The organism is Cellulosimicrobium sp. 72-3, assembly GCF_013127315.1.
Taxonomy (GTDB): domain Bacteria; phylum Actinomycetota; class Actinomycetes; order Actinomycetales; family Cellulomonadaceae; genus Cellulosimicrobium; species Cellulosimicrobium funkei.
Map to the genome: position 1 here is coordinate 1,454,738 of NZ_CP053419.1, position 25,166 is coordinate 1,479,903.

General features: G+C 73.5%; 24 protein-coding genes. 18 read left to right on the plus strand and 6 right to left on the minus strand.

Going from position 1 to position 25,166, the window contains the following annotated elements:
* Window positions 1-66: 66 nt before the first annotated feature.
* The 3 genes from trpS to HKK73_RS06505 are packed head-to-tail and all read left to right on the plus strand — an operon-like array spanning window position 67 to window position 2,874.
* Entirely contained in the window at window positions 67-1,158 is a 1,092-nt protein-coding gene (gene trpS / locus HKK73_RS06495; protein ID WP_171467665.1) for a tryptophan--tRNA ligase, read from the plus strand.
* Window positions 1,155-1,718 (plus strand): 2'-5' RNA ligase family protein, encoded by a 564-nt coding sequence (locus tag HKK73_RS06500; protein ID WP_034651171.1) that lies wholly within the window; start codon window positions 1,155-1,157, stop codon window positions 1,716-1,718. The genes trpS and HKK73_RS06500 overlap by 4 nt, the downstream gene beginning before the upstream one ends.
* Before the next feature lie 10 nt (window positions 1,719-1,728).
* The gene (locus HKK73_RS06505; protein WP_171467666.1) at window positions 1,729-2,874 is read left to right on the plus strand and encodes a YihY/virulence factor BrkB family protein; all 1,146 of its coding nucleotides are present in this window, start codon (window positions 1,729-1,731) and stop codon (window positions 2,872-2,874) included.
* Between the two features lie 251 nt (window positions 2,875-3,125).
* On the opposite strand, the gene HKK73_RS06510 is transcribed toward HKK73_RS06505, so the two are convergent.
* The 4 genes from HKK73_RS06510 to sdhC all read right to left on the minus strand — a co-directional run bounded on the left by HKK73_RS06510 (window position 3,126) and on the right by sdhC (window position 6,638).
* Window positions 3,126-3,893, minus strand: coding sequence for a succinate dehydrogenase iron-sulfur subunit (locus HKK73_RS06510; protein WP_021481376.1), 768 nt, complete (start codon window positions 3,891-3,893; stop codon window positions 3,126-3,128).
* Window positions 3,893-5,725: a succinate dehydrogenase flavoprotein subunit gene (gene sdhA / locus HKK73_RS06515; RefSeq protein WP_021481377.1), complete on the minus strand. Its 1,833-nt coding sequence runs from the start codon at window positions 5,723-5,725 to the stop codon at window positions 3,893-3,895. Before sdhA ends, HKK73_RS06510 begins: the two co-directional genes overlap by 1 nt.
* 71 nt (window positions 5,726-5,796) lie before the next feature.
* On the minus strand, window positions 5,797-6,255 hold the full coding sequence (locus HKK73_RS06520) for a succinate dehydrogenase hydrophobic membrane anchor subunit (protein ID WP_021481378.1): 459 nt from the start codon (window positions 6,253-6,255) through the stop codon (window positions 5,797-5,799).
* The gene (gene sdhC, locus HKK73_RS06525) at window positions 6,255-6,638 is read right to left on the minus strand and encodes a succinate dehydrogenase, cytochrome b556 subunit (RefSeq protein WP_021481379.1); all 384 of its coding nucleotides are present in this window, start codon (window positions 6,636-6,638) and stop codon (window positions 6,255-6,257) included. The genes HKK73_RS06520 and sdhC overlap by 1 nt, the downstream gene beginning before the upstream one ends.
* Window positions 6,639-6,872: 234 nt before the next feature.
* On the opposite strand from sdhC, the gene HKK73_RS06530 reads away from it, so the two are divergent.
* The 14 genes from HKK73_RS06530 (at window position 6,873) to deoC (ending at window position 20,751) form a co-directional block, all read left to right on the plus strand.
* A complete protein-coding gene (locus HKK73_RS06530) occupies window positions 6,873-8,021 on the plus strand; it encodes a mannose-1-phosphate guanylyltransferase (RefSeq protein ID WP_061267646.1) in 1,149 nt (382 codons plus the stop codon).
* Window positions 8,018-9,247, plus strand: coding sequence for an amidohydrolase (locus HKK73_RS06535; protein WP_114552697.1), 1,230 nt, complete (start codon window positions 8,018-8,020; stop codon window positions 9,245-9,247). Before HKK73_RS06530 ends, HKK73_RS06535 begins: the two co-directional genes overlap by 4 nt.
* A 226-nt stretch (window positions 9,248-9,473) precedes the next feature.
* Window positions 9,474-10,586: a BMP family protein gene (locus HKK73_RS06540; RefSeq protein ID WP_171467667.1), complete on the plus strand. Its 1,113-nt coding sequence runs from the start codon at window positions 9,474-9,476 to the stop codon at window positions 10,584-10,586.
* A 204-nt stretch (window positions 10,587-10,790) separates the two neighbouring features.
* A complete protein-coding gene (locus tag HKK73_RS06545; RefSeq protein ID WP_051027470.1) occupies window positions 10,791-12,413 on the plus strand; it encodes an ABC transporter ATP-binding protein in 1,623 nt (540 codons plus the stop codon).
* Window positions 12,410-13,726 carry an ABC transporter permease gene (locus HKK73_RS06550; protein WP_371810589.1) on the plus strand — a complete coding sequence of 439 codons (1,317 nt, stop codon included), beginning with the start codon at window positions 12,410-12,412 and terminating at the stop codon, window positions 13,724-13,726. Before HKK73_RS06545 ends, HKK73_RS06550 begins: the two co-directional genes overlap by 4 nt.
* Window positions 13,723-15,018: an ABC transporter permease gene (locus HKK73_RS06555; RefSeq protein WP_034651148.1), complete on the plus strand. Its 1,296-nt coding sequence runs from the start codon at window positions 13,723-13,725 to the stop codon at window positions 15,016-15,018. The genes HKK73_RS06550 and HKK73_RS06555 overlap by 4 nt, the downstream gene beginning before the upstream one ends.
* 7 nt (window positions 15,019-15,025) lie before the next feature.
* Window positions 15,026-15,490, plus strand: a complete 465-nt coding sequence (locus HKK73_RS06560; RefSeq protein ID WP_021482587.1) for a cytidine deaminase — start codon at window positions 15,026-15,028, stop codon at window positions 15,488-15,490.
* Window positions 15,491-15,519: 29 nt separating this feature from the next.
* Window positions 15,520-16,854: a thymidine phosphorylase gene (locus tag HKK73_RS06565; RefSeq protein ID WP_085388819.1), complete on the plus strand. Its 1,335-nt coding sequence runs from the start codon at window positions 15,520-15,522 to the stop codon at window positions 16,852-16,854.
* 2 nt (window positions 16,855-16,856) lie between these two features.
* Window positions 16,857-17,264, plus strand: a complete 408-nt coding sequence (locus tag HKK73_RS06570; RefSeq protein ID WP_034651145.1) for a YidH family protein — start codon at window positions 16,857-16,859, stop codon at window positions 17,262-17,264.
* Window positions 17,261-17,611: a DUF202 domain-containing protein gene (locus tag HKK73_RS06575; protein WP_253705824.1), complete on the plus strand. Its 351-nt coding sequence runs from the start codon at window positions 17,261-17,263 to the stop codon at window positions 17,609-17,611. The genes HKK73_RS06570 and HKK73_RS06575 overlap by 4 nt, the downstream gene beginning before the upstream one ends.
* Window positions 17,608-18,567 (plus strand): hypothetical protein, encoded by a 960-nt coding sequence (locus HKK73_RS06580; protein ID WP_171467670.1) that lies wholly within the window; start codon window positions 17,608-17,610, stop codon window positions 18,565-18,567. The genes HKK73_RS06575 and HKK73_RS06580 overlap by 4 nt, the downstream gene beginning before the upstream one ends.
* A 28-nt stretch (window positions 18,568-18,595) precedes the next feature.
* A complete protein-coding gene (locus HKK73_RS06585) occupies window positions 18,596-18,835 on the plus strand; it encodes a hypothetical protein (protein WP_009863298.1) in 240 nt (79 codons plus the stop codon).
* Between the two features lie 63 nt (window positions 18,836-18,898).
* On the plus strand, window positions 18,899-20,029 hold the full coding sequence (locus tag HKK73_RS06590; RefSeq protein WP_137280229.1) for an adenosine deaminase: 1,131 nt from the start codon (window positions 18,899-18,901) through the stop codon (window positions 20,027-20,029).
* 5 nt (window positions 20,030-20,034) lie between these two features.
* Window positions 20,035-20,751, plus strand: a complete 717-nt coding sequence (gene deoC / locus HKK73_RS06595) for a deoxyribose-phosphate aldolase (protein WP_371810619.1) — start codon at window positions 20,035-20,037, stop codon at window positions 20,749-20,751.
* A 102-nt stretch (window positions 20,752-20,853) separates the two neighbouring features.
* Here the strand turns inward: deoC and HKK73_RS06600 are convergent, their stop codons facing one another.
* Both HKK73_RS06600 and HKK73_RS06605 read right to left on the minus strand, forming a co-directional pair.
* Window positions 20,854-22,698, minus strand: a complete 1,845-nt coding sequence (locus tag HKK73_RS06600; RefSeq protein WP_171467672.1) for a phospho-sugar mutase — start codon at window positions 22,696-22,698, stop codon at window positions 20,854-20,856.
* Between the two features lies 1 nt (window position 22,699).
* The gene (locus tag HKK73_RS06605) at window positions 22,700-23,551 is read right to left on the minus strand and encodes a purine-nucleoside phosphorylase (RefSeq protein ID WP_043651298.1); all 852 of its coding nucleotides are present in this window, start codon (window positions 23,549-23,551) and stop codon (window positions 22,700-22,702) included.
* A gap of 121 nt (window positions 23,552-23,672) precedes the next feature.
* Here HKK73_RS06605 and HKK73_RS06610 point away from each other — a divergent pair, with 121 nt between their 5' ends.
* Window positions 23,673-25,136 (plus strand): NAD(P)H-quinone dehydrogenase, encoded by a 1,464-nt coding sequence (locus tag HKK73_RS06610; RefSeq protein ID WP_061267658.1) that lies wholly within the window; start codon window positions 23,673-23,675, stop codon window positions 25,134-25,136.
* Window positions 25,137-25,166: the final 30 nt, after the last annotated feature.

Genomic DNA, 25,166 nt, shown 5'->3' on the forward strand with positions numbered 1-25,166 from the left:
CCCGTCGTCCGACCGCGGTACGACGGCGATTCGTTCCGGCGCCCGAGCACCTGTCAGAATGGGGCAATGTCCATCGAGGCGACGCACATCGGTCCGGCACCGGTCCCGGAGACCACGCAGGAGCCCGGGAGCCCGACGGGCACCCGGCCACGGATCCTCTCGGGCATGCAGCCCACCGAGGACTCGCTGCAGCTCGGGAACTACATCGGTGCGCTGCGCCAGTGGGTCTCCCTCCAGGACGCGTACGACGCCCTGTACTGCGTCGTCGACCTCCACGCGCTGACGGTCAACCCGGACCCGGAGCGGCTCCGCGAGCGCACCCGCCGCACGGCCGCCCAGTACCTCGCCGGCGGCGTGGACCCGGACCGCTCGGCGCTGTTCGTCCAGTCGCACGTGCCGCAGCACGCCGAGCTGTCGTGGGTGCTGTCGTGCCAGACGGGCTTCGGCGAGGCGGGCCGCATGACCCAGTTCAAGGACAAGTCCGCGAAGCAGGGCGCCGACGGCACGACCGTGGGGCTGTTCACGTACCCCGTGCTCATGGCGGCCGACATCCTGCTCTACGACGCGGCGCTCGTGCCGGTCGGCGAGGACCAGCGTCAGCACCTCGAGCTCACCCGCGACCTCGCGGAGCGGCTCAACGCCCGCTTCGGCGACGGGACCGCCGTCGTGCCGGAGGCCCACATCGTCCGGTCGGTCGCGAAGATCTACGACCTCCAGGAGCCGACGGCGAAGATGAGCAAGTCCTCGTCCAACGGCAAGGGCGTCATCTGGCTGCTCGACGACCCGAAGGTCGCCGCCAAGCGGATCCGGTCGGCTGCGACCGACTCCGGCACGGAGATCCGCTACGACCCGGTCGCCAAGCCCGGCGTGTCGAACCTGCTGACCATCTACTCGGCGCTCACGGGGCGGGACGTCGAGGCCATCGCCGTCGAGTACGACGGCCAGGGCTACGGGCGCCTCAAGGTGGACCTGGCGGACGTCGTCGTCGACTTCCTCGTGCCGTTCCAGGAGCGCGCGAACACCTACCTGGCCGACCCGGCCGAGCTCGACGCGGTGCTCGCGCGCGGCGCGCAGAAGGCCCGCGAGATCGCGGCCGGCACGCTCGCCCGCATCTACGACCGCGTCGGCCTGCTGCCCGTGGGCGGGACGACCGCGTGAACCTCCCGGAGCGCGAGCCCCACCAGGTGCGGATCGGCATCGCGATCGAGGTGCCCGAGCCGTTCGCGACGCAGCTCCAGGACGCGCGCGCACGGTTCGGCGACCCGCTCGCGCGGTCGATCCCGCCGCACGTGACGCTCCTCGGCCCGACGGTCCTGGACCGCACCGCGCTCGACACAGCGCGCGCGCACCTGACCGAGGTCGCGTCGACGGCGGCGCCGTTCCGCCTCCACCTGCGGGGGAGCGCGACGTTCCGTCCCGTCTCGCCCGTGGTGTTCGTCCAGGTGGTCGAGGGCATCGCGGAGTGCGAGCACCTCGAGAGCGCGATCCGCACCGGCCCGCTCGCCCAGGACCTGCGGTTCAACTACCACCCGCACGTGACCGTCGCGCACGAGGTGCCCGAGGCCGCGCTCGACGCGGCGTTCGACCAGATGGCGACCTACGACGCGCAGTTCGACGTCGCCGGCTTCTCGCTCTACGAGCACGGGGACGACGGCGTCTGGCGCCCGGAGCAGGTGTTCCCCCTCGGCGCGGATGCCGCGGGAGCGACCGCCTCGTAGGGTTCGGGGCGTGACGTCGCCTCGCCCTGCCGCCCCGCGCGCCGTCACCCGCACGCGCGCGCGGGTGGACGCCCTCGTCGAGCGCTGGAAGGACAGCCGGCCCGGCCGCGCGACCTACCGCTACCTGTACGCGCGCGGCGCGCTCCTGTGCGGCGGCATCGCGTACTCCGCGCTGTTCTCGCTGTTCGCCGCGCTGACGATCGGCTACACCGTCTTCATGCGGGTCCTGGGCGGCCGCCAGGAGCTCATGGACGTCGTCTTCGGCGAGATCAACGAGCTCGTGCCCGGCCTCATCGCCCTCGACGGCCAACCGGGTGCCATCCGGCCCGACCAGCTCCTGCTGGACTCCGGGCTCAGCGTCACGAGCGTCGTCGCGGGCGTGGTGCTGCTCTTCTCCGTCGTGTCGTTCATGTACCACCTGCGTGGCGCCGTGCGGACCATGTTCGGCGTGAGCGACGTCGGCCAGAGCCCCGTGCTCGCCCGGGCGCGCGCCCTGCTCGGGTTCTTCCTCCTCGCGCTGTTCCTCCTCGTCTCCGCCGTCGCCGGCATCGCCGTCACGTCCCTCGGCAACCAGATCCTCGAAGCGATCGGGCTCTCCGGCGGGCCCGCCGTCCTCGTCACCGGTGCGGGCCTCGTCGTGAGCGTCCTGCTGGACGCGCTCGTCGTGGTCGTCGTCGTGCGGCTCCTCGCGGGGGTGCGGGTCCGACGCCGCGACCTCCTCGTCGGCTCGCTCACCGCCGCCGTCGGGTTCGGCGTGCTCCGCTACCTCGGGTCGTCGTTCGTCGAGAGCAGCGCCACGCGGAACGCCCTCCTGGCGTCGTTCGCCGTCCTCGTGACGCTGCTGCTCCTCGTCAACTTCACCGCGCGCATCCTCCTGGCCGTGTGCGCGTGGATGGCGAACCCGCCGCGCCCGCCCGACCCGGTGCCCGACGGCGCCCGGCACGCGCGCGACGGCCGTCCCGAGCTGCCCGTGCTCGACGGCGACCCCCCGGCCGACGGCCGCCACCTCCGGGCGCCCCGCCACTCCGTCGAGAGCCCGCGCGACGACGTCGAGCCGTCCACCGAGGAGCACGTCCGCGCCGGCCACGGATCGCACCGCCCGTGGAGCCCCGTGGTCCGCGGTGTCCGCCGGGCCCGTCTGCCGCGGGGGACGTGACCGCAGCGCTCGGGCGGCGGGGCGAGATCGGCACGCGCTGTCGAGACCGCTGCCGAGATCGGCACGCGCTGCCGAGATCGGCACGGGCGGCTACCGATCTCAGCCCCAGACGCCGATCTCGGTCGCGAACGCCGATCGCGGTCGTGGTGGTCGGTCACGGAGGCGTTCGTCGAGGAGGCCGCGGCGTGACCGGGGGACGACGAAGGGCGCCGACCGTCCGGTCGGCGCCCTTCGGGGCGGTGCGGGGGGTGTCAGAACGCGCGGGTGATCATCGCGCGCTTGACCTCCTGGATCGCCTTCGTGACCTCGATGCCGCGCGGGCAGGCCTCGGTGCAGTTGAAGGTCGTGCGGCAGCGCCACACGCCCTCCTTGTCGTTGAGGATCTCCAGGCGCTGCGTGGCGCCCTCGTCGCGGCTGTCGAAGATGAACCGGTGCGCGTTGACGATGGCGGCGGGGCCGAAGTACTGGCCGTCGGTCCAGAACACCGGGCAGGACGACGTGCACGCGGCGCACAGGATGCACTTGGTGGTGTCGTCGAAGCGCTCGCGCTGCGCGGCGGACTGGAGGCGCTCCTTGCTCGGCTCGTTACCGGACGTGATGAGGAACGGCATGATCTCGCGGTAGGACGCGAAGAACGGCTCCATGTCCACGACGAGGTCCTTGACCACGGGCAGGCCCTTGATGGGCTCGACCGTGATCGGCTTGTCGGGGTTGACGTCCTTGAGGAGCGTCTTGCACGCGAGCCGGTTGCGGCCGTTGATGCGCATCGCGTCCGAGCCGCACACGCCGTGCGCGCACGAGCGGCGGAACGTCAGGGAGCCGTCGTGCTCCCACTTGATCTTGTGCAGGGCGTCGAGCACGCGGTCGGTGCCGTGCGCCTGGACGGTGAACTCGTCCCAGTACGCCTCCTCGCCGTGCTCCGACTCGGGGGAGTAGCGGCGGACGCGGAGCGTGACCTCGAACGAGGGGATCTCCCCGGCCTTGGGCTCGGTGGCCGGGCTCTCGAGTGTGGCAGTCATCAGTACTTCCGCTCCATGGGCTCGTACCGGGTCTGGGTGACGGGCTTGGAGCCCAGGGCGACCTTGTAGCCGTCGAACTGCTCGACGTGGTCGAAGTAGCCCGCGACGTGTCCGTCGGCGACGTCGCTGGCGGACGTCGGACGGCGGTAGGCCATCGTGTGCAGCATGTAGTTGGCGTCGTCGCGGTCCGGGAAGTCCTCGCGGTAGTGGCCACCGCGGGACTCCTTGCGGTTGATCGCCGCGACCACGGTGACCTCGGCGATGTCGAGGAGGAAACCGAGCTCGATCGCCTCGAGGAGGTCGGTGTTGAACAGGCGGCCCTTGTCCTGCACGGACACGTTCTTGTAGCGCTTCTGCAGGTCGCGGATGTCCGCGAGGGCCTGGTTGAGCGACTCGCCCGTGCGGAACACCTGGGCGTTGGCGTCCATGGTCTCCTGGAGCGCCTTGCGGACGTCGGCGACGCGCTCGCCGTCGGGACGGTTGCGCATCTCCTCGAGCTGCGCGACGACGGCCGCGGCGGGGTTCTCCGGGAGCTCGCTGTACGACGCGGTCGCGGCGTAGGCGGCGGCCGTGCGGCCGGCGCGCTTGCCGAAGACGTTGATGTCGAGCAGCGAGTTGGTGCCGAGACGGTTGGAGCCGTGCACGCTGACGCACGCGACCTCGCCGGCGGCGTAGAGACCCTTGACGACGTTGTGGCTGTCGCGCAGCACCTCGGCGTCGACGTTCGTCGGGATGCCGCCCATCGCGTAGTGCGCCGTGGGGTACACGGGCACGGGCTCGGTGTACGGCTCGATCCCGAGGTAGGTCCGGGCGAACTCGGTGATGTCGGGGAGCTTGGCGTCGATGTGCGCCGGCTCGAGGTGCGTGAGGTCGAGCAGGACGTAGTCCTTGTTCGGCCCGGCGCCGCGGCCCTCGCGGACCTCGTTCGCCATGGACCGGGCGACGATGTCGCGCGGCGCGAGGTCCTTGATGGTGGGGGCGTAGCGCTCCATGAAGCGCTCGCCGTCCGCGTTGCGCAGGATGCCGCCCTCGCCGCGGGCGGCCTCCGACAGGAGGATGCCGAGGCCCGCGAGGCCGGTCGGGTGGAACTGGAAGAACTCCATGTCCTCGAGCGGCAGGCCGCGGCGGTAGGCCAGGGCCATGCCGTCGCCCGTGAGCGTGTGCGCGTTGGACGTCGTCTTGAAGATCTTGCCCGCGCCACCGGTGGCGAAGATGATCGCCTTCGCCTGGAAGACGTGGATCTCGCCGGACGCGAGGTCGTAGGCGACGACGCCGGTCGCGGTGACCGTCTCGTCGTCGGGGATCTCGCCCGCGGAGAGGTCGTGGTCGGTGATGAGGTCGAGGACGTAGAACTCGTTGAAGAACTCGACGTCCTGCTTGACGCACTGCTGGTAGAGCGTCTGGAGGATCATGTGACCGGTGCGGTCCGCGGCGTAGCACGAGCGGCGCACCGCGGCCTCGCCGTGGTTGCGGGTGTGCCCGCCGAACCGGCGCTGGTCGATGCGGCCCTCGGGCGTGCGGTTGAACGGCAGGCCCATGCGCTCGAGGTCGAGGACGGCGTCGATGGCCTCCTTGGCCATGATCTCCGCGGCGTCCTGGTCGACGAGGTAGTCGCCGCCCTTGACCGTGTCGAACGTGTGCCACTCCCAGTTGTCCTCCTCCACGTTCGCGAGCGCGGCGCACATGCCGCCCTGCGCGGCGCCCGTGTGCGAGCGCGTGGGGTAGAGCTTGGAGATGACGGCCGTCCGGACCTTGCCGGACGACTCCAGCGCCGCGCGCATCCCGGCGCCGCCTGCGCCGACGATGACGACGTCGTACTGATGGGTTTGCATCGGGGTCGATGCCTCCTGGGAGAGAGCCGGGTGGAGCGAGAGGAAGACGGGGGCGTGCGGTGGTGCGGTGCTCAGGCCGTGCAGAACGACGCGAGGAGCTCGGCCGGGGCGTTCGCGGGGCAGGGCTCGAACGTGAAGATCACGAGCGTGCCCAGGACCGTGACGATCGTGAAGGCGAGGTACAGCGCGAGCTTGAGGACGAGGCGAGTGCCGTCACGCTCGGCGTAGTCGTTGATGATCGTGCGGACGCCGTTGGTGCCGTGGAACATGGCGAGCCACAGCATGAGCAGGTCCCAGATCTGCCAGAACGGCGAGGCCCACTTGCCGGCGACGAAGCCGAAGTCGATCGCGTGCACGCCCTCGCCGACCATGAGGTTGACGAAGAGGTGCCCGAAGATGAGGACGATCAGCACGACGCCGGAGGCGCGCATGAAGATCCAGCTGTACAGCTCGTAGTTGCTGCGCGTGGCCTTGCGGCGCTTGTACGGGTCGCGCGGGCTCGCGACCTCGACCGTGGGTGCGGCGGCCATCAGTGCCCCCCTCCGAAGACGTTCATCAGGTGGCGCGGCAGGAACCCGGCCATCGTCACGACGAAGAGGCCGACGACGACCCAGAGCATCGTGCGCTGGTACCGCGGGCCCTTGGACCAGAAGTCGACCAGGATGATGCGGATGCCGTTGAAGGCGTGGAAGACGATGGCCGCGACCAGGCCCGCCTCACCGATGCCCATGATCGGCGTCTGGTACGTCCCGATGACGGCGTTGTACGCCTCGGGCGAGACCCGCACGAGCGCCGTGTCGAGCACGTGCACGAGCAGGAAGAAGAAGATGAGCACGCCGGTCACGCGGTGCGCGACCCACGACCACATGCCTTCGCGGCCGCGGTAGAGCGTGCCGGCTGGTGCACTGGGCACTTTGGGGGCCTCCTGTGGCGAGATCAGGGGGAGATGTCACGTTCCGGCCGTGGTCCGGAACTCCCTCAGTCCGGACCCCGGGACCGTCGTCGGCATCGGTCTCAGGGCTTCCACCATAGTGACATCGACGTCATGATGCGGACCGCCGGGTGCGGCGGAACGGCCCCGTGCCGTGGGTTTGTGACTGATCCCACAGCCCGCGGGGGAACTGCGGCCCTCACTATGCTGGCCCTCATGGCCTCTTCGCCGCACGACTCCTCCGGCCCGTCCGGGTCGCCGATCCCCGGCTTCTTCGCCGTCGTCCCCGCGGGAGGCGCCGGCACCCGGCTGTGGCCGCTCTCGCGGGCGGGCTCCCCGAAGTTCCTGCTCGACCTCACCGGCTCGGGGCGCTCCCTGCTCCAGGCGACGGTCGACCGGCTCGTCCCGCTCGCGGGGGAGGAGGGCGTCGTGCTCGTCACGGGCGACCGGCACGTCGCGTCGGCGCGCACGCAGCTCCCGGGCCTGCCGGCCGAGAACGTGCTCGCGGAGCCGTCGCCCCGGGACTCGATGGCGGCCATCGGGCTCGCCGCGGCGGTGCTCGAGGAGCGGCACGGCGACGTCGTCGTCGGGTCGTTCGCCGCGGACCAGGTGATCACGGGTCGTGCCGCCTTCGAGTCCTCGGTGCGCGAGGCGGTGGAGGCGGCGCGCGCCGGGTACGTCGTGACGATCGGCATCGCGGCGTCGCGGCCGTCGACGGCGTTCGGGTACGTGCACAGCGGCGCCCCGCTCGGCGTCGCGGGCGCGCCGAGCGCGCAGCACGTGCGCGGCTTCACGGAGAAGCCGGACGCCGCGACCGCGCAGCGCTACCTCGCGTCCGGGGAGTACCGGTGGAACGCCGGCATGTTCATCGTGCGCTCGTCCGTGCTCCTCGGGCACCTCGCGGACCAGCGTCCCGAGCTCCACGACGGCCTGCGCGCGATCGCGGCCGCGTGGGACGGCCCCGACCGCGACCGCGTGCTCGCGGAGCGGTGGCCCGCGCTCGAGCGGATCGCGATCGACCACGCGGTGGCCGAGCCGGTCGCCGCGGTCGGGGGCGTCGCCGTCGTCCCCGGCACGTTCGGGTGGGACGACGTGGGCGACTTCAACTCCCTCGCCGCGCTCCTCCCGTCCGTCGACGGTGCCGGCTCCAAGGTGCTCGGCGACACGGGGCGCGTCGTGCGCCGCGAGAGCGCGGGCTCGGTCGTCGTGCCCGCGAGCGACCGGGTCGTGACGGTCCTCGGTCTCGACGACGTCGTCGTGGTCGACACCCCCGACGCGCTCCTCGTCACGACGCGGGCGCGCGCGCAGCAGGTGAAGTCGATGGTCGACACGGTGCGCGAGCTCGGGATGGACGAGCTCCTGTGAGCGCCGACGTGACCCTCGCCGCCCGCATCGGGGCCGCCGTCGCGCGCCACGTGGACGAGGTCGTGGCGATCCGCCGCGACATCCACGCCCACCCCGAGGTCTCGCGCGCCGAGACGCGCACCACGGCGCTGCTCGCCGACCGCCTGCGCGCGGCGGGCCTCGAGCCACGGCTCCTGCCGGGCACGGGGCTCGTGTGCGACGTCGGCCCGGAGCCGGGCACGACCGCCGCGGGCGTGCCCGACGGCGCGGCCGTCCCGGAGGGCCGCGTCGCACTGCGCGCGGACATCGACGCGCTGCCGCTGCAGGACCGCTGCGACCTCCCGTGGGCGTCGACCGTGCCGGGCGTCGCGCACGCCTGCGGCCACGACGTGCACACGGCCGTCGTGCTCGGTGCCGGGCTCGTGCTCGCGGACCTGCACGCGCAGGGCGAGCTGCGCCGCGGCGTGCGGCTCGTGCTCCAGCCCGCCGAGGAGGTCCAGCCGGGCGGGTCGCTCGACGTCCTCGCGGCCGGGGCGATGGACGGGGTCGACGAGATCTACGCCGTGCACTGCGACCCGAAGGTCGACGTGGGTCGCATCGGCACGCGGATCGGCCCGATCACGTCGGCGTCCGACGAGGTCTCCGTGACGATCGCCTCCCCGGGCGGCCACACGTCGCGACCGCACCTGACCGGCGACGTGGTGTACGCGCTGGGCCAGGTCATCACGCAGGTCCCCGCGGTGCTCGGCCGTCGGCTGGACCCGCGCTCGGGCGTCAACCTCACGTGGGGCGCCGTCCACGCGGGCTCCGCGCACAACGCCATCCCGAGCACCGGCACGGTCCGCGGCACCCTGCGCTGCCTCGACGTGCGCGCGTGGGAGTTCGCGGGGCAGGTGCTGCACGACGCGGTGGAGCAGGTCGTCGCGCCGTACGAGGTCGAGGTGACCGTGCACCACACGCGGGGCGTCCCGCCCGTCGAGAACGACGAGCGCTGCACCGGCCTGCTCGAGGCCGCCGCGCGCGACGTCCTGGGCCCGGACAGCGTGGTGCTCACCGAGCAGTCGCTCGGGGGCGAGGACTTCGCCTGGTACCTGACGAAGGTGCCCGGGGCGATGGCCCGCCTCGGCACGCGGACGCCGGGCGGGCGCAGCTACGACATCCACCAGGGCGACCTCCAGGTGGACGAGCGCGCGATCGGCCTGGGCATGCGGCTCCTCGCGCGCGTCGCCGCGGGCCAGGACGGGTGAACCGGTCCCGACCCGTGGACAGGGGTGTGTCACGCCTCAGACGCAAAGTGACGCTTGCATAACGAAGCGCCCGCGTTACCGGCAAGTAACGTGCTGGACCCCTCGGGCTGATTAGTCTTCGGTCCTATAGAGGCCGACGGACCGGTCCTCCCGTGCAACGGTGCTCGGGAGGGCCCAGGGGTCCTTCCCTGCGCGGCACTGCTACGAGAACGACAGGAGCTATCAGGTGAAGAGAGCGACTCAGGTCACCGCCCTCGCGGCGGTCGCCGCGCTCGCGCTGGCCGCGTGCGGCGCCGCGCCCGAGGACGACGAGACGAGCGGCGGCGGCGACAGCACCGCGGGCGGCAACTCCGACTTCTCCGCGTGCATGGTCTCCGACGCCGGCGGGTTCGACGACCAGTCCTTCAACCAGTCGGGCTACGAGGGCCTCGAAAAGGCCAAGACGGAGCTCGGCATCACGACGCACGAGGTCGAGTCCCAGGCGGACACCGACTACGGCCCGAACATCGACAGCCTCGTCCAGCAGGGCTGCAACCTCATCATCGGCGTCGGCTTCCTCCTCGAGGACCCGATCCAGTCGGCGGCCGAGGCCAACACGGACGTGCACTTCGCCCTCATCGACTCGGCGTTCAGCAACCCGGGCGCCACGGCGGACGACCCGCCGGAGTCGGTCGAGATCGACAACGCGAAGCCGATCCTGTTCAACACCGCGGAGGCGGCGTTCCTCGCCGGCTACCTCGCGGCGGGCATGACCGAGACGGGCACGGTCGCCACGTTCGGCGGCATCCAGATCCCGTCGGTCGCCATCTTCATGGACGGCTACGTCGACGGCGTCGCGAAGTACAACGAGGACAACGGCACCGACGTCAAGGTCCTCGGCTGGGACAAGGAAGCGCAGACCGGCACGTTCACGGGCGACTTCGACAACCAGGCGAACGGCCAGAACGTCACGCAGGGCTTCATCGACCAGGGCGCGGACATCATCATGCCCGTCGCCGGCCCGGTCGGCCTCGGTGCCGCCGCGGCGGCCGAGAGCGGCGGCGCGAAGATCATCTGGGTCGACTCGGACGGCTTCCTCACGACGGACTACGGGAGCATCATCCTCACGTCCGTGATGAAGCAGATCGGCCCGGCGGTCTTCGACACCGTGAGCGAGTCGGCGGACGGCAACTTCACGAGCGAGCCGTACGTCGGCACGCTCGAGAACGAGGGCGTCGGCCTGGCGCCGTTCCACGACTTCGAGGACGCGGTCCCGGCCGAGCTGCAGGACCAGCTCGCCCAGTACCAGGAGCAGATCATCGCGGGCGACCTCGTCGTCGAGTCGCCGAACGCGCCGTGACGCGACGCTGAACCCGCCGGCCGCCCACGGGCGACCGGCACCGGTGGCCCGGGCCCAGCGCCCGGGCCACCGTCATGACGACGACGGTGTCGTCGGGGCCGCGACGACGCGCCGCGCTCCCGCGGGTGCGGTTCGATGGAGTACCTCGACGGGATCGAGGTCGACACCGCGGTACGACTGCGAAGCACGAGGAGAGGCAGACCGGTGAAGCTGGAGCTGCGAGGGATCACGAAGGTCTTCGGGTCCCTGGTCGCCAACGACCACATCGACCTGGTCATCGAGCCCGGCGAGATCCATGCCCTGCTCGGGGAGAACGGGGCGGGCAAGAGCACGCTCATGAACGTGCTGTACGGGCTGTACGACCCGGACGACGGGCAGATCCTCGTCGACGACGTGCCCGTGCAGTTCGCGGGCCCGGGCGACGCGATGGCCGCCGGCATCGGCATGGTGCACCAGCACTTCATGCTGGTCCCGGTGTTCACGGTCGCCGAGAACGTCGCGCTGGGGCACGAGCCCGTGAAGGGCGCGGGTCTCATCGACGCGCGGCGCGCGCGCCGCCTCGTCCAGGAGATCTCGGACCGGTTCGGGTTCGAGGTGAACCCGGACGCGATGGTCGAGGACATCCCCGTCGGCGTGCAGCAGCGCGTCGAGATCATCAAGGCCCTGTCGCGCGACGCGCGCGTGCTCATCCTCGACGAGCCGACCGCCGTCCTCACGCCGCAGGAGACGGACGAGCTCATCGCGATCATGCGCGAGCTCAAGGCGGCGGGGACGTCGATCGTCTTCATCACGCACAAGCTGCGCGAGGTGCGCGCCGTCGCCGACCGCATCACGGTCATCCGCCGCGGCAAGGTCGTCGGCACCGCCGACCCGAGCGCGAGCGAGACCGAGCTCGCGTCCCTCATGGTCGGGCGCTCCGTCTCCCTCGGGGTCGACAAGGCGCCTGCGGAGAACGGTGACACCACGTTCCACGTCGACGAGCTGACGGTCATGGACGACGCCGGCACGGCCGTCGTCGACCGCGTGAGCCTGGAGGTCGCGCGCGGCGAGATCCTCGTCGTCGCCGGGGTCCAGGGCAACGGCCAGACCGAGCTCACGGAGACGATCGTCGGGCTGCGCAAGCCGGTCGCGGGCTCGATCCTGCTCGACGGCAAGGAGCTCGTGGGGCGCAGCGTGTCCCAGGTGCTCGAGGCGGGCGTGGGCTACGTGCCCGAGGACCGCAGCACCGACGGGATCATCGGGACGTTCTCCGTCGAGGAGAACCTCGTGCTCGACCTCGTGACGTCCGCGCCCTACTCGCGCGGCGGCGCGCTCGCGCGCGGCACGATCCGCGCGAACGCCGAGCAGCGCATCGGTGAGTTCGACGTGCGCACCCAGTCGGTCGAGACCCCGGCGGGCACGCTCTCCGGCGGCAACCAGCAGAAGGTCGTCCTCGCGCGCGAGATGTCGCGCCCGCTGCGCCTGTTCATCGCGTCGCAGCCGACGCGCGGCCTCGACGTCGGCTCGATCGAGTTCGTGCACCGGCGCATCGTGCAGGAGCGCGACAACGGCACGCCCGTGATCATCGTCTCGACCGAGCTCGACGAGGTGCTCGCGCTCGCCGACCGGATCGCTGTGATGTACCGCGGCCGCGTCGTCGGGGTCGTGCCCGGCGACACCGACCGCGACGTCCTCGGCCTCATGATGGCCGGGGTCCCGCTCGAGGAGGCCGTCGTGCAGGCCGCCGAGCACCACACGACCCTCGGCGAGGCGGACGCCGTCGCCGAGGACGCGCCGTCGGGCGCCGCGCAGGACGCGGCCGCCGCCCGCGAGGAGGAGATCCAGTGACCCAGCAGGCCACGCCCGACGACGCGTCGGCGCTCCCGCCGACGGCGGCACCCCCGAGCGACCCCCAGAAGCCGGAGACGCCGGCCGGGCAGGGCGTCCTGCGCGAGATGCTCGAGAGCAGCTGGCTCGTCTCGCTGCTCGCGATCGTCGCCGCGCTGATCCTGGGCGGCGTCCTCATCGCGGCCGCCGACCCCGCGGTCCAGGAGGCGGCGTCCTACTTCTTCGCGCGCCCGTCGGACTTCTTCCAGGCCGTCTGGGACGCGGTGTTCGGCGCGTACGCCGCGCTCTTCCAGGGGGCGGTCCTCAACGTCGACGCGCCCGACGTCTCGCGGGCGCTGCGCCCCCTCACCGAGACCATGACGGTCGCGACGCCGCTCATCCTCGCGGGCCTCGGGCTCGGCATCGGCTTCCGCGCGGGTCTGTTCAACATCGGTGCGCAGGGCCAGATCATCCTCGGCGGCATCTTCGCCGGGTTCGTCGGCTGGACGTTCGCGCTCCCGCCGGGGCTGCACCTCCTGCTCGCCGTGCTGGGCGCCGCGCTCGGCGGGGCCCTGTGGGCGAGCATCGCGGGCGTGCTCAAGGCCCGCACGGGCGCCCACGAGGTGATCGTCACGATCATGCTCAACAACATCGCGATCTACCTCGTCGCGTACCTGCTCACGACGAAGCCGTTCCAGGCGCCGGGCAGCTCCAACCCGATCAGCCCGCGCATCCCGGGGAACGCGCAGTTCCCGCTGCTGCTGGGCGAGGGCTTCCGCCTCCACGCGGGGTTCGTCCTCGCGCTGCTCGTCGCGGTCGGCGTGTGGTGGCTCATGGAGCGCTCGACGCTCGGCTTCCGCTTCCGCGCCGTCGGCGAGAACCCGCACGCGGCCCGGACGGCAGGCATGTCGGTCCCGTGGACGACGGTGTGGGTCATGGCCATCGCGGGCGCGCTCGCGGGTCTCGCGGGCAGCGCGCAGGTGCTCGGCACGGAGCACGTCCTCACGGCCGGCGTCGCGGCGAGCTTCGGATTCGACGCGATCACGGTGGCGCTGCTCGGGCGGTCCCGTCCGCTCGGGACGGTGCTCGCCGGCCTGCTGTTCGGCGCGCTGCGCGCGGGCGGGTTCGTCATGCAGGCCCGCACGGGCACGCCGATCGACATCGTCCTCGTCGTGCAGTCGCTGATCGTGCTCTTCATCGCCGCGCCGCCGCTCGTGCGGGCGATCTTCCGCCTCCCGACCCCGGGCGGCCCGACGCGCGCCGAACGGCAGGCAGCCCGCCGCCGCGCGAAGGCCGTCCCGACCACGACGACCACCCAGGAGGCCGGAGCATGAGCACCGCGACCACCACCCCGGCACCGGCCGCCGCGCCGGAGCGCGCGGCCAAGCCGCTGCCGCCCATCAGCTGGAAGGCCCCGGTCGCGTACGGGGTCATCGGGCTGCTGGCCCTCGTCTTCTTCGCGCTCCTCCCCGCGGGCGGCCAGCAGACGACGTTCCGCCTCTCGACGGCGAAGGACTTCTTCCAGATCGAGCCGATCACGGTGAGCTCCACCGGGGCTGCGCTGTTCCTGTCGATCCTCGCGCTGCTGCTCGCCGGCCTGTCGTTCTGGGCCGCGCGCGACCGGCGCAAGGTCGGCGTGTGGCTGCCGATCGTGTACGGCGTCGCGGTCGTCTTCGCGTTCCTCTCCTGGGCCGGGGCCGGGAAGTCGGCGATCCCGCTGACGGGCCTGCTCCAGGGCTCGCTCTTCCTCGCGGTCCCGCTCGTGTTCGGCGCGCTCTCCGGCGTGCTGTGCGAGCGCGTCGGCATCATCAACATCGCGATCGAGGGCCAGCTCCTCGCGGGGGCCTTCCTCGCCGCGGTCGTCGCCTCGCTCACGTCGTCGGCGTACGCCGGCCTCATCGCCGCGCCGATCGCGGGCGCGCTCGTGGGCGTGCTGCTCGTGATCTTCTCGGTGAAGTACTGGGTGAACCAGATCATCGTCGGCGTCGTGCTCAACGTGCTGGTCGTCGGCGTGACGAGCTACCTCTACTCGACGGTCCTCAGCGCGGACCCGGCGACGTGGAACTCGCGCAACCCGCTGCCCGTCATCGAGATCCCGGTGCTGTCGCAGATCCCGGTCGTCGGGCCGGTGCTGTTCCGCCAGACCCTCCTCGTGTACCTCATGTACGTGGTCGTGATCCTGCTGCAGGTCTTCCTGTTCCGCAGCCGCTGGGGCCTGCGCCTGCGCGCGGTCGGCGAGCACCCGAAGGCCGCCGACACCGTCGGCATCAAGGTCAACGCGACGCGCGTGCGCAACACGATCCTCGGCGGCGCGGTCGCCGGCCTCGGCGGCGCGTTCTTCACCGTCGCCGCGGGGCTCGCCTTCGGCAAGGAGATGACGGGCGGCAAGGGCTTCATCGCGCTCGCCGCGATGATCCTCGGGCGCTGGAACCCCGTCGGCGCGCTCGTCGCGGCGCTCCTGTTCGGGTTCTCGGACAACCTCCAGACGGTGCTCGGCATCGTCGGGACGCCGATCCCGAGCCAGATCATGCTCATGACGCCGTACGTCGTGACGATCTTCGCCGTCGCCGGCCTCGTCGGGCGCGTGCGCCCGCCGGCCGCCGAGGGCATCCCCTACGTCAAGTGAGGACGGCATGACGGACGTGCACGACGGCGGTACCCGGCCGGGCGGGGGGACGGACCCGGACGGGTCCGCCGCCGGGCCGGCCGTCGACTGGGACGCGCTGCGCACCGCGGCGCGCGACATCATGACCCGCGCCTACGCGCCGTACTCGGGCTTCCCCGTGGGTGCGGCCGCGCTCGTGGACGACGGCCGCGTCGTCGTCGGCTGCAACGTGGAGAACGCCGCGTACGGCGTGACGCTGTGCGCGGAGTGCTCGCTCGTGAGCTCGCTCGTCGGCTCGGGCGGCGGCCGCCTCGTGGCGTTCGCGTGCGTCGACCGGCACGGCGCGCCGCTCATGCCGTGCGGCCGGTGCCGCCAGCTCCTGTGGGAGCACGGAGGGCCCGACCTGCTGGTCGAGACGGTGCGTGGTATCAAGACGATGAGGGACGTGCTGCCCGACGCCTTCGGGCCCGAGGATCTGGAGGAGCGCTCGTGACCAGCGACGACGTGGCCACGCAGGACGGCATCGAGGACGACGGCGAGGACCGCGCCACCGAGGGGCCGGCCCCGGAGGCGTTCGACGCGGTCGACGTCATCCGGACCAAGCGCGACGGGGCGCGGCTCGCGCCCGAGCAGATCGACTGGGTGATCGACGCGTACACGCGCGGCGTCGTGGCCGAGGAGCAGATGGCCGCCCTCGCGATGGCGATCTACCTCAACGGCATGGACCGCGCCGAGATCGGCCGCTGGACGCAGGCGATGATCGCGTCGGGCGAGCGCATGGACTTCTCGGGGCTCTCGCGCCCGACGGCGGACAAGCACTCGACCGGGGGAGTCGGCGACAAGATCACGCTGCCCCTCGCGCCGCTCGTCGCGGTGTACGGCGTCGCGGTGCCGCAGCTCTCCGGCCGCGGCCTGGGCCACACGGGCGGCACGCTCGACAAGCTCGAGGCGATCCCGGGGTGGCGAGCGGCGCTGACCAACGCGCAGATGATGAACGCGCTCGAGCACGTCGGCGCCGTGATCTGCCAGGCGGGCTCGGGCCTCGCGCCCGCCGACCGCCTCCTGTACGCGCTGCGCGACGTCACGGGCACGGTCGAGTCGATCCCGCTCATCGCGAGCTCGATCATGAGCAAGAAGATCGCGGAGGGCACGGGCGCGCTCGTGCTCGACGTGAAGGTCGGCTCGGGCGCGTTCATGAAGGAGCTCGGCTCGGCGCGCGAGCTCGCGCGCACGATGGTCGACCTCGGGACCGACGCCGGCGTGCGCACGGTCGCGCTGCTCACCGACATGTCGACCCCGCTCGGCCTCACGGCGGGCAACGCGCTCGAGGTGCGCGAGTCCGTCGAGGTGATGAAGGGCGAGGGGCCGCAGGACGTCGTCGACCTCACGGTCGCGCTCGCGCTCGAGATGCTCGCCGGGGCGGGCCGCCCGCAGGACGAGGACGACGTGCGCCACGCGCTCCTGGGCGGGCGCGCGCTCGACAAGTGGCGCGAGATGATCGCGGAGCAGGGCGGCGACTCGCGCGCCCCGCTGCCCGTCGCGCGCGAGCGCGAGCACGTCGTGGCCGACCGCGACGGGGTGCTCGAACGGCTCGACGCGTACGCCGTCGGGGTCGCCGCGTGGCGTCTCGGGGCGGGCCGGGCCCGCAAGGAGGACCCGGTGCAGGCGGGCGCGGGCGTCGAGCTCTTCGCCAAGCCCGGCGACACCGTCCGCAAGGGCCAGCACCTCATGACCCTGCACACCGACACCCCGGAGCGCTTCGAGCGCGCGGTGCAGGCCCTCGACGGCGCGTGGTCCGTCGCGGAGCCCGGCACCGTGGTCGAGCGCGGCTCGGTCGTCCTGGACCGCGTCGACTGAGCGTGACGGGCGACGAGCAGGCCCCGCCCGAGCCGGCCGACACGCGTCGGCCGCGGTCGGTCTACGGCGTGGGGACCGAGCCCGACGCGCGGTTCAGCCTCGCCAACGAGCGCACCGCCCTCGCGTGGGTGCGCACCGGGCTGGGCCTGGTCGCGGGCGGCGTCGCGCTGACGTCGTTCGCGACGTTCGCGGGCATGGCGGGCCTGCTCGACGTCGTCGCGGGGGTCGCGTGCCTCGCCGGCGCCGGGTTCGCGGGCTACGCGCTCGTGTCGTGGCGCCGCAACGAGCGGGCGCTGCGGCTGCGGTGGCGCCTCCCGGCGCCGAGCGGCCTGCCGGTGCTCGTGGTCGGCGTCGTCGTGCTGGCCCTGCTGCTCGCGGGCTACGCCGTCGGGGCGGCGACCGGAGGGTGAGCGTGCCGTCGGGGGAGCCCGGCGCCGTGCCGCCGCGGGACGAGGGCCTGCAGCCCGAGCGCACGGCGCTCGCGTGGCAGCGCACGGTGCTCGGCGTCGTGGTGGGGGCGCTCGTGCTCGCCGCCGCCGGGCTGCGCTCCGGCTCCGTGGTCACGGTGTGCGCGGCGGTCGCGGTGGCGGTGCTCGCGCTCGTCCCCGCGGTGCTGCGCCCGCCGATCGGCGGGCTCCCGCGCGACGGGCGGCTGCACTCGTGGTCGTTCCTCGTGCGCGTCGGCGGCCTCGTCGTCGTGCTCGCCCTCGTGGGCGCGGCCTGGGCGTTCGGCCGGGTCCTCGGCGGTGCCGCGTGAGGCGCGGTCCGGGGGCGCTGCGGGCGACCGACGTCGCGCGCCTCCTCCCGGCGCGCACCCTGCCGCCGTCCCCGCCGCCCGGCGCCTGCGCGCCCGACGCCGCGACCTCCCACGTGCTCGACCTCGCGCGCCGCGCGGGGCACCCCGAGCACCGCGTACGCGCGCTCGCGACGACCCTCGACGGGCTGCGGCCCGCGGACCGGCGTGCCGTCGTCGACCCGCTGCGCCGGCTCGACCGGCCCGACGAGGGGCCCGCGGTCCGGCCGCTCGAGATCGCGGGCGCGCCCGCGCGCCAGACCGACGGCACGACGTGCGGCTCGGCCGTGCTGGGCCTCCTCGCCGCGGCGGGCGACCCGGTGCTCGCCCTGTGGCTCGCCACCGGGCTGCGTCCGGGGGACGCCGCGCGCCACGACCCGGAGGACGCTCGCGCACGGGGCGGCGTCGAGCGGTTCCGGACGCTCCAGCAGGCGCTCAAGCGCCGCACGAACCGGCGCGCGCTGGGACCGCTGCCGTGGCCCGCGGCGCTCGGGACGCCGCCCTGGGGCGCCGCCCGGACCGCACGCCACGCGGACGTGCGGTTCGTGGACCGGGTCGTCGCGGGGCCGGGCGCGGAGCGCGTCGTGCGCGCCGCGCTCGCCGCGGCGGCGCGCGGCGTGCCCGTGCCGCTCTTCACCGGCGGAGACCTCGCGCTCGGGCTCGCGACCGCCGTCCCGCGCCACGTCGTGCTCCTCACCGACGCCGACGCCGGGGCGAGGTGGTGCCGGGTCTACGAGCCGTCGTCGGGCACGCTCCGCACCGTCGCGGCGGGTGCGCTCCTCGACGGTGCCCGGGTGCCCGCCGTGCGCCACGCGCTCGGGGGCTGGCCGCACGTGTGCTGGGCGCTCCTGCCCGACGGCCGCGCTGGCGAGGCCGTGCGCCCGGCGGCAGGATGGGCGCAGCCGCCACGACCGTGGTGAGCACGCCGATCGTCGAGGAGGAGTCGCGATGAGCACCGTGCCCGGGAACGACGCATGGCGGGACGCCGGTCTGGACGAGCAGGGCGAGGACGCCGTCAGCCTGGTGGAAGAGGTCGAGGACGACGACCCCGGGGTCGAGGACCCCGTGCACGAGGTCGACGAGTACCAGCCGCGGACCCCGCGCCCCGACCTGGAGGGCGAGGCCGCCGAGGCCGACGTCGTCGAGCAGGCGTCCGCCGTGCCCGGCAGCGACGACGACTACGCCTGACCGTCCGCACCCGGCCGGTGCGCTCGGCGCGAGGCGGGGCGTACCGGCCGGTACCGTGAGCGCATGACCACCGAGAACGCCCCGCTGACGGTCGACGTCATCCGCGCGCTGCCCAAGGTCGTGCTGCACGACCACCTCGACGGCGGGCTCCGCCCCGCCACGATCCTCGAGCTCGCCGCCGACGTGGGGCACCAGCTCCCCGCGGACGACGCCGAGGCGCTCGGCGCCTGGTTCGCGGAGTCCGCGGACTCCGGGTCGCTCGTGCGCTACCTCGAGACGTTCGACCACACGATCGCCGTCATGCAGACGCGCGACGCCCTCGCCCGCGTGGCCCGCGAGGCGGTGCTCGACCTCGCGCGCGACGGCGTCGTGTACGCCGAGCAGCGCTGGGCGCCCGAGCAGCACCTCCAGCGCGGCCTCACCCTCCAGGAGACGGTCGACGCCGTCCAGTCCGGCATCGAGCAGGGCGTCGCCGAGGCGGCCGCGGAGGGGCGGACCATCCGCGTCGGGCAGCTCGTCACCGCGATGCGGCACGCCGACCGCTGGTCGGAGATCGCGGAGCTCGCGGTCGCGAACCGCGGGAACGGCGTCGTCGGGTTCGACATCGCGGGCGCGGAGGACGGCTTCCCGCCCTCGCGCCACGGCGAGATCTGGCGCTACCTGGCCGAGCAGAACTTCCCCGTGACGATCCACGCGGGCGAGGCGGCGGGCCCGCAGTCGATCGCCGAGGCCGTGCACCTCGGCCAGGCGAGCCGCATCGGCCACGGCGTCCGCATCGTCGAGGACATCGCGTTCGACCCGGAGTTCCCGCACAGCGCCGAGGGCGAGCCCGGGACGGCCGCGCTCGGCCTCCTCGCGCACTGGGTGCGCGACCACCAGATCCCGCTCGAGCTGTGCCCGTCGTCGAACGTGCAGACCGGGGCGGCGACGTCGATCGCCGACCACCCGATCACCCGCCTCAAGGAGCTCGACTTCGCGGTCACGCTCAACACCGACAACCGGCTCATGTCGCGCACGACGATGACCCAGGAGATGGCGCTCCTCGTCGAGCACGCCGGCTGGACCATCGACGACCTCGCGGACGTCACGATGACCGCCGCGTGGAGCGCGTTCGTGCACCACGACGAGCGTCGTGCGCTCGTCGACGACGTGATCCTCCCCGGCTACCAGCAGATCGAAGGAGCGCAGCTGTGAGCGACGTGACCGGTACGCAGCCCCTGGACGCGGCGGGCCTGGCCCGCTTCGTCGACCACACGCTGCTCAAGCCCGAGGCCACCCCCGCGGACGTCGCGGCGCTCGTCGAGGAGGGCGTCCGCCTGGGCGTCTACTCCGTGTGCGTCTCCCCGTCGATGCTGCCCCTGGACCCGGCGACCACGCGCGAGCGCGGGCTGCTCGTCGCGACGGTGTGCGGCTTCCCGTCGGGCAAGCACCACAGCGACGTCAAGGCGTTCGAGGCGGCCCGGTCCGTCCGCGACGGCGCCGACGAGGTCGACATGGTCATCGATGTCGGCGCGGCCAAGGCCGGCGCGTGGGACGCGGTGCGCGACGACGTCGCGGCCGTCCGCGCCGCCGTCCCTGCCGACAGGGTCCTCAAGGTCATCATCGAGTCCGCCGCGCTCACGGACCACGAGATCGTCGAGGCGTGCCGCGCGTCCGAGGCGGCGGGCGCGGACTTCGTCAAGACCTCGACCGGGTTCCACCCCGCGGGCGGTGCGTCGACGCACGCCGTCTCGATCATGGCCGAGACCGTCGGCGGTCGCCTGGGCGTCAAGGCATCCGGCGGCGTCCGCACGCTCGCCGACGCCCTTGCGATGATCGAGCACGGCGCCACGCGCCTCGGGCTGTCCGGCACCGCCGCCGTCCTCGCGGGGTTCGACGGCGCGGACGCCCCCTCCGCCGGGGACGCGGGCTACTGAGCGTCGTGACGGCGGCGGTGACCGTCGTCGCGCAGGTGTGACGAGCCGGGGTCCCCGGTCACCGGAACGTTCCGGCGACCGGGGACCCCGGCTCGTGGTGGCTCAGAGGCCGAGCGCGCGCGTCATGTCGGCCTTGACGCGGTCGATGCGGTCGCGGGCGAAGGCGCGGGCCGCGGTGAGGTCGTCGTGCGAGGCGTCCGGGGCGACCGGGACCACGACCTCCAGGTAGCACTTGACCTTCGGCTCGGTGCCGCTCGGGCGCACGATGACGCGCGTGCCGTCCGCGGTGAGGATCCGCACGCCGTCCGTCGGCGGGAGCCCGTCCAGGCCCGCGGAGAGGTCGGTGACGTCGGAGACGCCGGCCCCCGCGAGGGTGCGCGGGGGAGCTGCCCGCAGGTGGGCCATCGTCTCGCCGATGCGGTCCAGGTCCTCGAACCGGGCGGAGAGCTGGTCGCTCACGTGCAGGCCGTGGGCGCGCGCCAGGTCGTCGAGCGCGTCGACGATCGAGCGCCCCTCGGCCTTGAGGCGGTTCGCGAGCTGCGCGACGAGCAGCGCCGCGCTGATGCCGTCCTTGTCCCGCACGTGGGCCGGGTCGACGCAGTAGCCGAGCGCCTCCTCGTAGCCGAACACGAGGCCGTCGACGCGCGAGATCCACTTGAACCCGGTGAGCGTCGTCGCGAAGCCGAGCCCGTGCGCGGCCGCGATCTTGCCCAGCAGCCGCGACGACACGATCGAGCAGGCGAGCACGCCTCCCGGGGCGCCCGACGCGGCGACGCGGCGCGCGACGTCGTCGCCCAGGAGCGCGCCGACCTCGTCGCCGTGCAGCATGCGCCAGCCGTTCGACCGGGCCGTCTCCGCGCCCTGGTAGGTCCCGACGCGCGGGTCGAGCACCGCGACGGCGCACCGGTCGGCGTCGGGGTCATTGGCGAGCACGACGTCGGCCGCCGCGTCCTGCGCGACGGCGAGCGCGAGGTCCATCGCGCCCGGCTCCTCCGGGTTGGGGAACGCGACGGACGGGAAGTCGGGGTTCGGGTCGAGCTGCTCCTCGACCGGCACGACCGTCGTGAAGCCCGCGTCGCGCAGGACGTGCGCGACCGTCTCGCCGCCCACGCCGTGCAGCGCCGTGGTGACGACCTTGAGCTCGCGCCGTGCGCCGTCGGACAGCGCGAGGACCGACCGCTCGTAGGCGACGACGACCTCGCGGTCCAGCACGGTCCACCCGGACGACGCGCGCGGGACGGACCGCGCCGGCCCGACGGCCGCTATCGCGGCGGCGATGCGCGCGTCGTAGGGCGGGACGATCTGGGCGCCCTGGCCCGAGTCGGTGACGACGCGGCCGCCGAGGTAGACCTTGTACCCGTTGTCGGCAGGCGGGTTGTGGCTCGCGGTCACCATGACACCCGCGTCGGCGCCGAGGTGGCGCACCGCGAAGGCGAGGACGGGCGTCGGCAGGGCCGACGGCAGGACGAGCACGTCGAGGCCCGCCGCGGTGAGCACGGCCGCGCTGTCCACCGCGAACGTGCGGGAGCGGTGCCGCGCGTCGAACCCGACGACGACGCGCGGTCGCGCCGCGCCGCCCGCGCCCGCCGGGCCCAGGGTGTCGAGCAGGTAGGCGCCCAGGCCCGCGGCCGCCCGGATCACGACCGCGCGGTTCATGCGGTGCGGCCCCGCCTCCATGCGCCCGCGCAGGCCCGCCGTGCCGAACTCGAGCGGGCCGGAGAACCGGTCCTGCAGGTCGGCGAGCGCCCGCGCGCGCACGTCGTGCTTGCGCGGGTCGGGGGAGTCGACGAGCTCGAGCAGACGGCGCAGCTCGTCCTGGTCGCTCGCGTCGACGTCGTCGTCGATCCACGCCGTGACGCGCGCGAGGAACGCCGCGTGGTCGGTCCCCGGGTCGAAGGTCGGGTCGTCGGCCGGGTCGGCCCGGTGCCCCGCAGTGCGGTCCGTCATGTCACACCAGCTTCGCGATGTCGGCCAGGAGGGCGCTGATCCGGGGTCCCGCGGCCTGGCCGGCCTCGATGACCTCGGCGTGGGAGAGCGGCGTCGGGCTGATCCCGGCGGCGAGGTTCGTCACGAGCGAGACGCCGAGCACCTCCAGGCCGCAGTGCCGGGCCGCGATGGCCTCGAGCGTCGTGGACATGCCGACGAGGTCGGCACCGAGGACCCCGGCCATCCGCACCTCGGCGGGCGTCTCGTAGTGCGGCCCGGGGAACTGGGCGTACACGCCCTCGGGCAGCGTCGGGTCGACGCGGTGCGCGAGCTCGCGCAGGCGCGGCGAGTACACGTCGGTGAGGTCGACGAACGTCGGCCCCTCCAGCGGGCTGCGGGCCGTGAGGTTGATGTGGTCGGAGAGGAGGACGGGCGTGCCCGCGCCCCACTCCTGGTTGAGCCCGCCGCAGCCGTTCGTGAGGATGAGCGTCTCCGCGCCGGTCGCGGCGGCCGTGCGCACGCCGTGCACGACGGCGCGCACTCCCTTGCCCTCGTACAGGTGCGTGCGCGAGCCGAGCACGAGGGCGTGCCGCACGGAGCCGTCGGCGCGCTCGACCCGGATGGACCGTGTCACCGAGAGGTGCCCCGCGACCGCGGGTGCGGAGAAGCCGGGGATCTCGTGCGTCGGGACCTCGGCGACGACCTCGCCGAGCAGCTCCGCGGCGCCGCCCCAGCCCGACCCGAGCACGAGGGCCATGTCGTGGCCCTCGACCCCGGTGGCCTGCGCGATGTGGTCGGCCGCGGCCCGGGCCACGAGGAAGGGGTCGGTCGCGGGATCGTCGAGCGGGGGTGTGCTCGGAGGCGTCGTCGTCATGGTCGCAAGGCTAGTCCGTCCCCGGGCCCGCGACCTGACGAGCACCGCCGTCCCGTGCGGCGCGCCGGACCTGCCGCGACGTCTCGCATGCTGACACCGAGGGACGCGACGGCCTGACAGAATGTCCGGCGTGACGCACGTGAGCATGGACTCCTCGACCGCCCCGGACAGCACCCGCATCGTCGTCGTGGGGGGTGGGCCCGGCGGCTACGAGGCCGCCCTCGTCGCCCGTCGCCTCGGCGCCGACGTCACCGTCGTCGAGCGCCACGGGCTCGGCGGCGCGGCCGTCCTGACGGACGTCGTCCCCTCGAAGACGCTCATCGCCACCGCCGACTGGATGACGATCGCCGAGCGCGCCGCCGAGCTCGGCATCCGCCTCCCCGTCGACACGGCCAAGGCGCAGCACCCCGCGATGCGGCGGCACATCGTCGACCTCGAGGCCGTCAACACGCGCGTCATGGCGCTCGCGGCGGCGCAGTCCGCCGACATCCACGCGCGGCTCGAGCGCGAGGGTGTGCGCGTCGTCATCGGCGAGGGCCGGCTCGACGGCCCCGAGCGCGTCGTGGTCGACGCGCCCGACGGCACCGACGGCCCGCTCGTGCTCGACGCGGACGTCATCCTGCTCGCGCTCGGCGCGACGCCGCGCGTGCTCCCGACCGCGCAGCCCGACGGCGAGCGCATCCTCACGTGGACGCAGCTCTACAACCTCTCCGAGCTCCCGGAGCGGCTCGTCGTCGTGGGGTCGGGCGTCACCGGCGCCGAGTTCGCGGGCGCGTACAACGCGCTGGGCTCGGACGTCGTGCTCGTGTCGAGCCGCGACCGCGTGCTCCCCGGCGAGGACGCCGACGCCGCCGAGCTGCTCGAGGGCGTGTTCCGCTCGCGCGGCATGACGGTCATGTCCCGCTCGCGCGCCGAGTCCGCCGAGCGCACCGAGGACGGCGTGCGCGTCACGCTCTCCGACGGCCGCGTCGTCGAGGGCTCGCACGTGCTCATCGCCGTCGGCGCGATCCCCTCGACGAGCGGCATCGGCCTCGAGGAGGCCGGGGTCCGGCTCACGCCCAGCGGGCACGTCGAGGTCGACAAGGTGTCGCGCACGTCGGTGCGGGGGATCTACGCCGCGGGCGACTGCACCGGCGTGCTGCCCCTCGCATCCGTCGCGGCGATGCAGGGCCGCGTCGCCATGTCGCACGCGCTCGGCGACGCCGTCGTGCCGATCAAGCTGCGCACCGTCGCGGCGAACATCTTCACCGCGCCCGAGATCGCGACCGTGGGGTACAGCGAGGAGCAGCTCAAGGCGCAGAGCAGCAAGTACGTCACGACCGTCCTGCCGCTCGCGCGCAACCCGCGCGCCAAGATGCTCGGCATGCGCGACGGCTTCGTCAAGCTGTTCGCCCACCCGGAGGCGGGGGTCGTGCTGGGCGGCGTGGTCGTCGCGCCGCGCGCGAGCGAGCTCGTGTTCCCCATCACCCTCGCGGTCTCGCACCGCCTCACGGTCGACGACGTCGCGTCGGCCTTCACCGTCTACCCGTCGCTCAGCGGCTCGATCGCCGAGGTGGCGCGCATGCTGCACCACCGGGAGGACTGAGCACCCGCAGGCGGTCCCGGCGGGCGCGGC

Coding starts and splice junctions, on each gene's coding strand:
- trpS (WP_171467665.1), top strand. CDS start 67: ATGTCCATCGAGGCGACGCACATCGGTCCGGCACCGGTCCCGGAGACC.
- HKK73_RS06510 (WP_021481376.1), bottom strand. CDS start 3,893: ATGACTGCCACACTCGAGAGCCCGGCCACCGAGCCCAAGGCCGGGGAG.
- sdhA (WP_021481377.1), bottom strand. CDS start 5,725: ATGCAAACCCATCAGTACGACGTCGTCATCGTCGGCGCAGGCGGCGCC.
- HKK73_RS06520 (WP_021481378.1), bottom strand. CDS start 6,255: ATGGCCGCCGCACCCACGGTCGAGGTCGCGAGCCCGCGCGACCCGTAC.
- HKK73_RS06530 (WP_061267646.1), top strand. CDS start 6,873: ATGGCCTCTTCGCCGCACGACTCCTCCGGCCCGTCCGGGTCGCCGATC.
- HKK73_RS06555 (WP_034651148.1), top strand. CDS start 13,723: ATGAGCACCGCGACCACCACCCCGGCACCGGCCGCCGCGCCGGAGCGC.
- HKK73_RS06560 (WP_021482587.1), top strand. CDS start 15,026: ATGACGGACGTGCACGACGGCGGTACCCGGCCGGGCGGGGGGACGGAC.
- HKK73_RS06585 (WP_009863298.1), top strand. CDS start 18,596: ATGAGCACCGTGCCCGGGAACGACGCATGGCGGGACGCCGGTCTGGAC.
- HKK73_RS06590 (WP_137280229.1), top strand. CDS start 18,899: ATGACCACCGAGAACGCCCCGCTGACGGTCGACGTCATCCGCGCGCTG.
- HKK73_RS06600 (WP_171467672.1), bottom strand. CDS start 22,698: ATGACGGACCGCACTGCGGGGCACCGGGCCGACCCGGCCGACGACCCG.
- HKK73_RS06605 (WP_043651298.1), bottom strand. CDS start 23,551: ATGACGACGACGCCTCCGAGCACACCCCCGCTCGACGATCCCGCGACC.
- HKK73_RS06610 (WP_061267658.1), top strand. CDS start 23,673: ATGTCCGGCGTGACGCACGTGAGCATGGACTCCTCGACCGCCCCGGAC.